The organism is Flavobacterium chungangensis (assembly GCF_042654045.1).
GTDB classification, from domain to species: domain Bacteria; phylum Bacteroidota; class Bacteroidia; order Flavobacteriales; family Flavobacteriaceae; genus Flavobacterium; species Flavobacterium chungangensis.
This window is the reverse complement of the sequence record NZ_JBHSFY010000006.1, coordinates 113,667-125,735: the sequence shown is the minus strand read 5'-3', so window position 1 is coordinate 125,735 and position 12,069 is coordinate 113,667. Positions and strand designations below refer to the sequence as shown.

Below are 12,069 nucleotides of genomic sequence, written 5' to 3'. Positions count from 1 at the left end.
AAGTGTTTAAAAATTTTTAAGATTAGGGCTAAAATTATATTATTGAACATTTTTACTTCGTGCAAGAGCTATTAAATCTTATATTTGCAAAATTTTAAAGCCAAAAAATATCATTTTGGCAGAAATAAAGAAAAACATGTAAATCATAATACATTAAATAACAGGGTTTAATGTTGCAGACCTTTTAAAGGGTCGAATAAATAAATAGAAACAAACAGATGAAAGCAGGAATTGTAGGATTGCCAAATGTTGGAAAATCAACATTATTTAATTGTTTATCTAATGCAAAAGCGCAGAGTGCTAACTTTCCGTTTTGTACAATCGAGCCAAATATTGGTGTTGTAAACGTTCCAGATCCAAGAATCAACAAATTGGAGGAATTGGTAAAACCAGAGCGCGTTCAAATGGCAACTGTAGATATCGTAGATATTGCAGGTTTGGTAAAAGGAGCAAGTAAAGGGGAAGGTCTTGGAAACCAGTTTTTAGGAAACATTAGAGAGTGTAATGCTATTATTCACGTTTTACGTTGTTTTGATAATGATAATATTGTACACGTTGATGGAAACGTAAATCCAATTCGTGATAAAGAAACTATCGATATCGAATTGCAGCTAAAAGATTTAGAAACTGTTGAAAAACGTTTAGAAAAAGTGAAACGTGCTGCAAAAACAGGAAATAAAGAAGCTCAAGCTGAAGAGGCTTTACTAAATAGAATTAGAGAGGCTTTGTTACAAGCAAAATCTGCTAGAACAATTGTACCTCAAAATAATGATGAAGAAGTTTTAATGGAAGCTTTCCAGTTAATTACAGCTAAACCAGTTTTATATGTTTGTAATGTAGACGAAAGTTCTGCAGTAAACGGAAACAAATATGTAGATCAAGTTCGCGAATTAGTAAAAGACGAAGAAGCTGAAGTTATTGTTCTTTCAGTAGGAGCGGAGGCAGATATTACAGAATTAGAAAGCTACGAAGAGCGTCAGGTTTTCCTTGAAGATATGGGATTAGAAGAGCCAGGAGCTTCAGTTTTAATTCGTGCAGCTTATAAATTGTTAAAACAGCAAACGTACTTCACAGCTGGTGTAAAAGAAGTTCGTGCTTGGACAATCAATATTGGAGCAACTGCACCACAAGCAGCGGGAGTTATTCATACTGATTTCGAAAAAGGTTTCATTCGTGCAGAGGTAATTTCATATGATGATTACGTTCAATACGGTTCTGAAGCAAAAGCAAAAGAAGCTGGAAAATTCAGAGTTGAAGGAAAAGAATATATTGTAAAAGATGGTGATGTAATGCATTTCCGTTTTAACGTTTAATCTTTTTTAGAGAAAAGAAGAAAGAACAAAGAGAATAGACTAAAACTGCTGGAGAGATTCAGCAGTTTTTTTATACCCAAAAATCAAAGTTCTGTTTTGTCAGGCTGAGCGAAGTCGAAGCCCACGCAAAGATTGTCTGATACTTTTCGGAGCTTCTTGTGTGTCCTTCGATTACGCTCAGGATGACAAAAATAAGAATAAAAAATCCGTTTAAATCTGTGCTTTCGCGAAAGCGAATCAGTAAAATCTGCGTACCATTTTCAGGAAACAAAATTTTTGGCTTAAAAATTGGTTAGAGAAAAGTTAACCAATTACTAATCTAAAATCAACCAATAAAAATGCTAAAAAAATCTTTTAAAATTCTAGGCTGGACACTTTTCGGAATTTTCAGTTTTCTTGCTCTGTACATTACTTCTGTTTTAATTATTTCTAAAATTACAGTCAACTCCGATATAGCAAAAGTCGAAGAACAAAATGCTATTCCGATTTACATTCTTTCAAACGGAGTGCATACGGATATTGTAGTTCCAATTAAAAACGAAGTTAAAGATTGGCGAAACGAAATTCAATTCAGTCAAACTCAATCAAAAGATTCGTTAATGAATTATATTGCTTTTGGCTGGGGCGATAAAGGATTTTATCTCGAAACGCCAGAATGGTCAGATTTAAAAGCCAGTACAGCCTTCAAAGCCGCTTTCGGAATCAGTTCATCTGCGGTGCATGCTACATTTTTTAAACAATTAAGAGAAGGAGACGACTGCAAGCGTATTTTGGTTTCAAAAGAAGATTATCAAAAGTTAGTCACTTATATTTCAGATAGTTTCAGCGATCCAGTTCGTCCACAATGGATTGAAGGCCACAGTTATGGTAAAAAAGATGCTTTTTATGAAGCTAAAGGAAGTTATAGCCTTTTCTATACTTGTAACACTTGGGCAAATAATGCTTTAAAAGCAGCCAATCAAAAAGCAAGTTTGTGGACGGTTTATGATAAGGGGATTTTTTGTCATTATAAATAAACATGGAAAAAATGTAAAATTCCATTAAAAAGCAAGAATTCAAGAGTTTTCATTATTGCGTAAATTTGAGAGAATATCAAATAAGCAGCACATGAAAATCAAAAATATATTCTCCAAAACTTGGTTTCTCTTAAAGAATACCTTTTTAGAATTTAACGATGATAACGCCATTAAGTTAAGCGCTGCATTGGCGTATTATACCATATTTGCGTTACCACCTTTATTAATTATTATTATCACAATTTGCGGTTTCTTTTTTGGAGAAGAAGCGGTGACTGGAGAATTGTACGGACAAATTAATGGTTTGGTAGGTAATGGCGCTGCTACTCAAATTCAGGAAGCTATTAAAAATGTGCAATTATCTGGCGATAATGTTTTTGCAACCGTTTTTGGAATCGTAATGCTATTAATTGGAGCCTCGGGAGTTTTTGCCGAAATACAAAGTTCTATTAATTTTATTTGGGGACTTCGTGCAAAACCAGATAAAGGCATTAAGAAATTTATTCAAAATCGATTAATGTCATTCTCTATGATTGCTTCAGTTGGGTTTTTAATGCTAGTCAGTCTTTTTATAAGTACAACCTTAGATTTACTTAGTGCACGTTTAAAAGTCTATTTTCCAGAAAGTACCGTCTACCTATTTTACATTGTAAACGTGGTCATTGTTTTAGCCAGTATTACACTTCTCTTTGCTATAATTTTTAGAACATTACCAGACGGAAAAATAAAATGGAAAGATGCTTTTATAGGATCAGGAGTTACGGCAATACTTTTTATGATTGGTAAATTTGCCATTGGATTTTATTTAGGTAGTTCGACAGTAGCTTCTGTATATGGTGCAGCGGGTTCTGTGATTATTATTCTGGTTTGGGTTTATTATTCGGCAATAATTCTGTATTTTGGAGCAGAATTTACTAAGGTCTATGCAAAGTCTTACGGAGGAAAAATCTATCCTAACGAATATTCTGTAGAAATTGCAAAGGAGATTTATGAAATCGACGAACCAAAAAAAGAACTAATTGAAGAAAAATAACTAAACAAGAAACCATGAAAATTATAGCCTTTGGAGGAAGTAACAGCAAACAGTCAATCAATAAGCATCTAGCAACTTATGCGTCAAGTTTGTTTGAAAATTCAGAAGTTGAAGTTTTAGATCTTAACGATTTTGCAATGCCTGTATTTAGTGTAGATCTTGAAAAAGAAATTGGTCAGCATGAAGTGGCGCAAGCATTTTTAAATAAGCTTAAAGAAGCTGATATTCTGGTTGTTTCAATGGCAGAAAATAACGGAAACTATTCTGTTGCTTTTAAAAATGTTTTCGATTGGAGTTCTAGAATTGAAAAAGATGTTTTTCAACATAAACCAATGTTATTATTAGCAACTTCTCCAGGCGGAAGAGGAGGCGCATCTGTTTTAGGAATTGCCCAGAATCTTTTCCCGCGTTATGGCGCAGAAATTAAGGGAAGTTTCTCATTGCCAGCATTTGGCTCGAATTTTGATTTACAGGAAAATAAAATTTCTAACGTTGAGTTAGATAATGAACTGAAAAACATTATTAAATCAAATTTTTAAATGCCACAAAAAAAGATTGCCCTTATTTTCCTTTTATTAAATATTTTTTCTATCAATTTCATTTTCGCTCAAAAGATTAGCGAAGTCGATAAAATAGTTGCAAAATATCCAAAAAATTTTGACAGCACCGAAAAGTTAGCCGACAGAATCGAGAAAGATTTTGATTCGGATGCTGAGCGTGCACGCGCTATTTATAGCTGGATTGCTTTTAATATAAGATATGATTACAACGCCTATTTGAATCCGCCAAGAGTGCAGGGTTTCAGTTATTCTACAGAAGCCGAAAAACAGCGAAAAATAAAACAATTGAATGATAACCTGATTCAAAAGACTTTTAACTCTAAAAAAGCGGTTTGTGAAGGCTTTACTGCTTTGTATCAGAATTTGGCTGAACAAGTTGGCTTGAAATGCGAAATTGTTAAAGGAGATTCTAAAACAAGACTGGCTGACATTGGAAGAAAAAATACTTCGTCAAACCATGCTTGGAATATGGTTTTGATTAACAAAAAATGGCGCTTGATCGATGTTACTTGGGGTCAAGGCTATTATGATAGTAATAAAGGAAGAATGGTTAATGACTTTAATCCGATTTATTTTGATACCGATCCTGACTACTTTTTTGCCAAACATTTTCCAGATTCTGGATCGTTTTTAGGAGATCGATTAAACAAAGATGATTTCTTAAACGGCCCTTTGATTTATAATAAAACGATCGAAAACGATTATAAAATCAAAACTCCAAGTTCCGGAATAATGGAAGTAAAAAATGGAGATAAAATAACTGTCGAAATTAAAAATGTTTCCAAATCCAATCAGGTTTTTTATTTAAATAAAAAGAATCAACCAGTTAAAGTTCAAAATCCAAAGGAAAAAAGAGGAAGTCTAGAGTTTCAAATTCTTATTGATAGCAATGTTGGTAATTATATCACGATTTTTGTTGACACCGATAGTATTGTGTCTTTTAAAATTGTCTAGAAAATAAGAGTTCATCAATATTTTATCTTTTCTGAAATTGCCGTATCTTAGCGGGAAATGAAAAGAATTTGATGCTATGGAAACAACTTTTTTGAAATCAATTTTAGATAATGATTTCTACAAATTTACAATGCAGCATGCTGTAATAAAGCTTTTTCCAAAGGCAAAAGTCCGTTACGGATTTATAAATCGTGGTAAACATATTTTTCCAGAAGGTTTTGCAGATTTACTTCGCGTTTCTGTAGATTCAATGTCGGATCTTCGTTTAACAAAAGAAGAAAAAAATTATCTGGCTCATTATTGCCCTTATTTAGATCCTACTTATTTAGATTTTTTGCAAGGATATAGTTTTGATCCTTCTGAGGTGCAAATCAGTCAAGAAGGTTCAGAAATCAGTGTTACCGTAGAAGGATTTTGGTATAGAACAATTTTGTGGGAAGTGCCGCTAATGGCATTGATTTCAGAATTGTTTTATAAAGCGAGCCATCTGATTCGCTTAAATGATGAAGCCATAAAGAATCTTACGAAAGAAAAAATTGAAAACTATAATAAATTAGGAGTTTCAGTTTTAGAATTTGGAACCAGACGGCGCCATTCTTATGAAGTTCACGACTTAGTAAATAAAACGTTGAGCAATTATGGTGGGCAAAGTTTTATTGGAACAAGCAATGTGCATTTTGCAATGGTCAATAATAAGCGTCCTTTAGGAACACATGCGCACGAATGGTTTATGTTTCATGCCGCGCAATATGGTTTTCAGGTCGCGAATTTTATAAGTCTCGAAAACTGGACAAAAGTTTATGGCGGTGATCTCGGAATCGCTTTAACGGATACTTATACTACAGAAATATTTTTCAACCAATTCGATAAAAAATATTCTAAGCTTTTTGATGGGGTTCGACATGACAGCGGTGATCCAATTGAGTTTGCCCAAAAAGTAATTGCTCATTATACCAAAATGGGAATTGATCCAAAATCAAAAGTTATTGTTTTTTCAGATTCTTTAAATTACGATAAAGTAAAAAAGATTGTAGATTTCTGTCAGGACAAAATAAAAATGTCATTTGGAATCGGGACAAATTTCACCAACGATGTTGGTCTACCAGCCATGAATATGGTTATAAAATTGACCGATACAAAACCTGACAACATACATTGGCAGGGAGTTGTTAAACTTTCTGACGAAAAAAACAAAAACACAGGAACGCCCGAAATGATTGCGCTGGCAAAACAAGTACTGGGAATCAAATAGTATTTTTTTGCTGAAAAAGCAGTTTTTTATAATTTTAGTGTTTGTTTTATTTTAAAATCAATTGAAATAGAATTTAAACTGTTATTATTCATAACAAAAAAGAAATACGCTTTTATTTTTTACCGATAAATGGTACATTAGCCAAAAATCCTAAATTCATTTATGCTAGAGCAAAATCAATACAACGAAGATAATATTCGTTCACTCGATTGGAAGGAACATATTCGTATGCGTCCTGGTATGTACATCGGGAAATTAGGGGACGGATCATCACCAGATGATGGTATTTATATTCTTTTAAAAGAGGTTTTAGACAACTGTATCGATGAGTTCGTTATGGGTGCCGGAAAAACTATCGAGGTAAGTATTAAAGACAAAACAGTTTCTGTTCGTGATTACGGACGTGGAATTCCATTGGGTAAAGTAGTCGATGTAGTGTCGAAAATGAATACTGGTGGAAAGTACGATTCTAAAGCTTTCCAGAAATCGGTTGGTTTGAATGGTGTCGGAACAAAGGCAGTAAATGCTTTGTCTAATTATTTCCGTGTAGAATCGGTTCGTGATGACAAACAAAAAGCAGCTGAATTCTCTGCTGGAAATTTGGTTCTAGAAGAAGACGTTATCGATACAACAAAACGTAAAGGAACAAAAGTAATTTTTACTCCAGACGAAACGATTTTCAAAAACTATAAATTCCGTTTAGAATATGTAATCAAAATGGTTAAAAACTATTGTTATTTGAACAATGGTTTGACTATTATTTTCAACGGAGAAAAATACTATTCAGAGAACGGACTTCGTGATTTATTAGAAGAAACGATCAATGAAGACGATTTGGAATACCCAATTATTCATTTAAAAGAGCATGATATCGAGGTTGCGCTTACACACAGTAAAACGCAATACAGCGAAGAATATCACTCTTTTGTAAACGGTCAGAACACAACACAAGGAGGAACGCACTTAGCGGCTTACCGTGAAGCGGTTGTAAAAACAATTCGTGAGTTTTACAATAAGAATTTCGAAGCATCAGATGTTCGTAAATCTATTGTAAGTGCGATTAGTATTAAAGTGATGGAACCAGTTTTTGAGTCTCAGACCAAAACAAAATTAGGTTCTACAGATATGGGTTCTGATGATGGAACTCCAGCAGTTTCTGTTCGTACTTTCGTTAACGATTTCATCAAAACCAAACTGGATAATTACCTTCATAAAAATCCAACAACTGCCGAAGCTTTGTTGCGAAAAATTCTGCAGGCAGAACGTGAGCGTAAAGAATTATCTGGAATTAGAAAACTGGCGACAGATCGTGCTAAAAAGGCAAATCTTCACAATAAAAAATTAAGAGATTGTCGTGCGCATCTTCCAGATACCAAAAACCCAAGAAACTTAGAAAGCACACTTTTTATTACCGAGGGAGATTCGGCTTCTGGATCGATTACAAAGTCGCGTGACGTTAATACACAAGCGGTTTTCAGTTTGCGTGGTAAGCCTTTGAATTCATACGGAATGACGAAAAAGATTGTGTATGAAAACGAAGAATTCAATTTACTGCAAGCAGCGCTTGATATTGAGGACGGATTAGAAAAGTTACGTTACAACAACATCGTAATCGCAACCGATGCCGATGTCGACGGAATGCACATTCGTTTGCTTTTGATTACGTTCTTTTTGCAATTTTTTCCAGAATTAATCAAAGAAGGGCATTTGTATATTTTGCAAACACCTCTTTTTAGGGTTCGTAATAAAAAAGAAACTATTTATTGTTACTCTGAAGAAGAAAGAAAAGACGCCATTGAGAAACTGAAACCAAAACCAGAAATCACCCGATTTAAAGGTTTGGGAGAGATTTCGCCAGATGAGTTCAAAAACTTCATTGGAGACACCATTCGCCTTGATCCGGTTATGATGGATAAACACACTTCGATTGAGCAATTATTGTCTTTTTATATGGGTAAAAATACACCAGACAGACAAGAGTTTATCATCAAGAATTTGAAGGTGGAGATTGATGAGTTGGAGGAGGTATAAGAATTTTTAGAATAACAAATAGTGTCAGACGGTCTTCAAAATAAAGTTATTTTCCAGCAAGTTGCCGAGCTACTGCAAAATGCCCGACAACAGGTTTTGCGTACCGTAAATTCAACAATGACAATTACCTATTTTGAAATTGGAAGAATTATTGTTGAAGAAGAGCAAAATGGAAAAGATAGGGCTAAATATGGGAAACAGCTCTTACAAACTCTTTCTCAGCAGTTGACAAAAGAGTTTGGTAAAGGTTTTTCAGTTGATAATTTAAGTAATATGAGAAAGTTTTATTTGACTTTCTCAATTTCCGAGTCACTGACTCGGATTTTACAAATTCAAAAAACGCAGTCGCTGACCGCGGAATTCAAATCTGAAAAAACGCAGACAGTGTCTGCGGAATTTAATAAAGTAGATTATCAAACTTTGGCTTCATTTTTTAAATTGACATTTACCCATTATGTCTTTTTAATGCGAATTGAAGATGAAAAAGAAAGACGCTTTTATAAAATAGAATCTGAAAAAAATAATTGGAGTGTTCGGGAGTTAAAACGTCAATATGATACGGCACTTTACACAAGATTGGCTTTAAGCAGAGATAAAGAAGGAATTTTAAAGCTTTCAGAGGAAGGTCAGATTATCGAGAAACCAAAAGATATTATTAAAGATCCTTATATTCTTGAATTTTTGGGATTACCAGAATTACATCAATATTCAGAATCGCAGTTAGAAGAAGAAATCATTAGTAAACTGGAGCATTTCTTATTAGAATTAGGCCATGGTTTCACTTTTGTAGCTAGACAGGAAAGAATTACTTTTGATGATAAACATTTTAGAATTGATTTAGTTTTTTACAATAGAATACTGCGATGTTTTGTTCTCATAGATTTAAAAATAGGCGAATTAAAACATCAGGATTTAGGCCAGATGCAAATGTATGTCAATTATTACGATAGAGAAATGCGATTGGAAGATGAAAACAAAACTATCGGAATTGTGCTTTGCCAGACTAAAAGCGAAGCAGTGGTAAAATATACTTTGCCAGAAAACAATGAGCAGATATTTGCAAGTAAATATAAGACCGTTTTACCAAGTGTTGAAGCTTTAAAAGAACTACTCGAAAAGAAATAGAATTATAATTAGAATATAATTAAATGAAAGACGAAGAAGACGATAACATAATTCCAAACGACGAGGAGAATAATCAGGATGAAAACCAAATTGATGACAATCAAAATGGAGATGATGAGATTATCGACGTAGATGCTAGACATTTTGAAGGGCAGCATTTTTACGAAAATCAGGAAGAAGAAGGCGAAGACGTTATTACGAAAGTAACCGGAATGTACAAAGACTGGTTCTTGGATTACGCTTCGTATGTAATTTTGGAACGTGCAGTTCCTGCTATCGAGGACGGATTTAAACCTGTTCAGCGTCGTATTATGCACTCTTTAAAAGAGTTAGATGATGGTCGTTATAATAAAGTTGCCAATGTTGTTGGTCACACCATGCAGTATCACCCACACGGAGATGCAAGTATTGGTGATGCAATGGTGCAAATTGGTCAGAAAGATTTATTAATTGACTGTCAAGGAAACTGGGGTAATATTTTAACGGGCGATGGAGCAGCAGCTTCGCGTTATATTGAGGCACGTTTATCTAAATTTGCTTTGGAGGTTTTATATTCTCCAAAAATTACCGATTGGGGAGTTTCGTATGATGGTCGTCGTGCAGAACCCAACAATCTTCCGGTAAAATTCCCATTGCTTTTAGCGCAGGGGGCAGAAGGTATTGCAGTTGGTTTATCAACAAAAGTTTTACCGCATAACTTCAACGAGTTAATTGATGCTTCAATAAAAATCTTAAAAGGAAAACCGTTTACGCTTTATCCTGATTTTATGACGCAAGGTATTGCCGACGTTTCCAATTACAACGACGGAATGCGTGGCGGGCGTGTGCGTGTGCGTGCTAAAATTTCGCAATTAGACAAAAATACATTGGTGATTACGCAGATTCCGTTTTCGACCAATACCTCGAGTTTAATTGATAGTATTTTGAAAGCCAATGAAAAAGGTAAAATCAAAATCAAGAAAATCGAAGACAATACCGCTGCCGATGTTGAAATTTTAATTCATCTTTTCCCTGGCGTTTCTCCAGATAAAACTATTGATGCTTTATTTGCTTTTACCGCTTGTGAAACATCTGTAGCGCCTTTAGGATGTGTTATCGAAGATAATAAACCGTTGTTTATCGGTGTTTCTCAAATGTTGAAAATTTCAACAGAAAGAACAGTCGATTTACTTCGTCAGGAATTAGAAATTCAGTTAGAAGAATTAAAAAATAAGTGGCACTTTTCTACTTTGGAGAAAATCTTCATTCGTGAAGAAATGTATATTGACTTCAAATTGTATGGAGACAGAGAATCACTTTACAAATATTTATACGATCGTTTTGAGCCTTTCAAAAAATCATTCGTTAGAGAAATAAATGACGACGATTTACAAAGACTGACTCAAATCCCGATGATTCGTATTACGCGTTTCGACTCTGATAAAGCGGATGATTTAATTGCTAAGTTGGAAGACGAAATGAAAGAAGTAGAGCATAATCTGGAACATTTAACAGATTTTGCCATTGCTTATTTTACGAAATTAAAAGAGAAATACGGAAAAGGCCGTGAACGCCAAACAGAACTTCGTGTTTTTGATAACGTTGAAGCTACAAAAGTGGTTTTAAGAAACACAAAACTTTACGTAAATCGTGAAGAAGGGTTTGTTGGAACAAGTTTAAAGAAAGACGAATATGTAGGCGATTGTTCTGATATTGATGATGTTATCGTGTTTTTAAGAGACGGAACATTGATGATCACAAAAGTAGATGCCAAAACATTTATCGGAAAAGACATTATACACGCTGCAGTTTTTGATAAAAACGATAAACGCACCATTTATAATATGATGTACCGCGATGGTAAATCGGGACCTTCTTATATAAAACGTTTTAATGTTACAGGTGTAACACGTGATAAAGCTTACGATTTAACTAATGGAACAAACGGTTCTCAGGTCGTTTATTTTTCACATAATCCAAATGGAGAAGCTGAGGTTGTGACTATTTTGCTTCGTCAGGTTGGAACGATTAAGAAATTGAAATTTGATATTGATTTTGCTAATTTAGCGATTAAAGGACGTGGTTCTAAAGGAAACTTGGTTACCAAATATCCAATTAAGAAAATCGAATTAAAAGAAAAAGGAATTTCGACTTTACTGCCAAGAAAAGTTTGGTTTGATGATACAGTAAAACGTTTAAATGTTGATGCAAGAGGAGAATTATTAGGCGAATTTAAACCAAGTGATAAAATATTGGTAATTAGTCAATCGGGTAAATTGAAGGTTATTATTCCTGAATTATCGACTCATTTTGATGAAGATATGATCGTTCTGGAAAAATGGAAACCTAAAAAACCAATTTCTGCAATTTATTATGATGGTGAAAAAGAGCGCTATTTCTTGAAACGTTTCCTTGTAGAAAATGAAGGTAAGGAAGAAAGCTTTATTACCGATCACCCGAATTCGCAGTTAGAGATTGTTTCTACAGATTATCGTCCGGTTGCACAATTGGTTTTTGCCAAAGTAAAAGGGGTTCAAAAAGATGATTTACATATTGATGTGGAAGACTTTATAGCCGTAAAAGGTTTCAAAGCATTAGGAAATCAGTTGACAACAGATAAACTAAAGCAGGTAAACTTATTAGATCCGCTTCCTTATGAAGAACCTGTTGAAGAAGTTCCTGAAAGACCAGAAATTTCAGAAGACGATCCAGTCGAAACAGAATTAGATGACGATGGCCAGATAGGCTTGGTTTTAGAATAAAAAATAAAAAACGCTAAGATTAATTTCTTAGCGTTTTTTTATAG

9 protein-coding genes are annotated in these 12,069 nt (G+C 34.1%); all 9 read left to right on the top strand.

Annotated features, from left to right (window positions below; genetic code table 11):
- Positions 1-218 precede the first annotated feature (218 nt).
- The 9 genes from ychF (at position 219) to ACFO3N_RS11435 (ending at position 12,025) form a co-directional block, all read left to right on the top strand.
- Positions 219-1,313, top strand: a complete 1,095-nt coding sequence (gene ychF, locus ACFO3N_RS11475; RefSeq protein WP_012024533.1) for a redox-regulated ATPase YchF — start codon at positions 219-221, stop codon at positions 1,311-1,313.
- Between the two features lie 338 nt (positions 1,314-1,651).
- Positions 1,652-2,329 (top strand): TIGR02117 family protein, encoded by a 678-nt coding sequence (locus ACFO3N_RS11470; RefSeq protein WP_379797842.1) that lies wholly within the window; start codon positions 1,652-1,654, stop codon positions 2,327-2,329.
- Positions 2,330-2,420: 91 nt separating this feature from the next.
- Positions 2,421-3,362, top strand: coding sequence for a YihY/virulence factor BrkB family protein (locus ACFO3N_RS11465; protein WP_379797840.1), 942 nt, complete (start codon positions 2,421-2,423; stop codon positions 3,360-3,362).
- A 14-nt stretch (positions 3,363-3,376) separates the two neighbouring features.
- Positions 3,377-3,901 carry an NADPH-dependent FMN reductase gene (locus tag ACFO3N_RS11460; RefSeq protein WP_379797838.1) on the top strand — a complete coding sequence of 175 codons (525 nt, stop codon included), beginning with the start codon at positions 3,377-3,379 and terminating at the stop codon, positions 3,899-3,901.
- Positions 3,902-4,876 carry a transglutaminase domain-containing protein gene (locus ACFO3N_RS11455; RefSeq protein WP_379797836.1) on the top strand — a complete coding sequence of 325 codons (975 nt, stop codon included), beginning with the start codon at positions 3,902-3,904 and terminating at the stop codon, positions 4,874-4,876.
- A gap of 76 nt (positions 4,877-4,952) precedes the next feature.
- Entirely contained in the window at positions 4,953-6,128 is a 1,176-nt protein-coding gene (pncB, locus tag ACFO3N_RS11450) for a nicotinate phosphoribosyltransferase (RefSeq protein ID WP_379797834.1), read from the top strand.
- 162 nt (positions 6,129-6,290) lie between these two features.
- The gene (locus tag ACFO3N_RS11445) at positions 6,291-8,159 is read left to right on the top strand and encodes a DNA topoisomerase IV subunit B (RefSeq protein WP_095931725.1); all 1,869 of its coding nucleotides are present in this window, start codon (positions 6,291-6,293) and stop codon (positions 8,157-8,159) included.
- 21 nt (positions 8,160-8,180) lie between these two features.
- On the top strand, positions 8,181-9,284 hold the full coding sequence (locus ACFO3N_RS11440; protein ID WP_379797832.1) for a PDDEXK nuclease domain-containing protein: 1,104 nt from the start codon (positions 8,181-8,183) through the stop codon (positions 9,282-9,284).
- Between the two features lie 23 nt (positions 9,285-9,307).
- Positions 9,308-12,025 carry a DNA gyrase/topoisomerase IV subunit A gene (locus ACFO3N_RS11435; protein WP_379797830.1) on the top strand — a complete coding sequence of 906 codons (2,718 nt, stop codon included), beginning with the start codon at positions 9,308-9,310 and terminating at the stop codon, positions 12,023-12,025.
- Positions 12,026-12,069: the final 44 nt, after the last annotated feature.

Excerpts from the sequence above, each read along its gene's own strand:
- ychF (WP_012024533.1), top strand. The coding sequence starts at position 219 with ATGAAAGCAGGAATTGTAGGATTGCCAAATGTTGGAAAATCAACATTA.
- ACFO3N_RS11470 (WP_379797842.1), top strand. The coding sequence starts at position 1,652 with ATGCTAAAAAAATCTTTTAAAATTCTAGGCTGGACACTTTTCGGAATT.
- ACFO3N_RS11465 (WP_379797840.1), top strand. The coding sequence starts at position 2,421 with ATGAAAATCAAAAATATATTCTCCAAAACTTGGTTTCTCTTAAAGAAT.
- ACFO3N_RS11460 (WP_379797838.1), top strand. The coding sequence starts at position 3,377 with ATGAAAATTATAGCCTTTGGAGGAAGTAACAGCAAACAGTCAATCAAT.
- ACFO3N_RS11455 (WP_379797836.1), top strand. The coding sequence starts at position 3,902 with ATGCCACAAAAAAAGATTGCCCTTATTTTCCTTTTATTAAATATTTTT.
- pncB (WP_379797834.1), top strand. The coding sequence starts at position 4,953 with ATGGAAACAACTTTTTTGAAATCAATTTTAGATAATGATTTCTACAAA.
- ACFO3N_RS11445 (WP_095931725.1), top strand. The coding sequence starts at position 6,291 with ATGCTAGAGCAAAATCAATACAACGAAGATAATATTCGTTCACTCGAT.
- ACFO3N_RS11435 (WP_379797830.1), top strand. The coding sequence starts at position 9,308 with ATGAAAGACGAAGAAGACGATAACATAATTCCAAACGACGAGGAGAAT.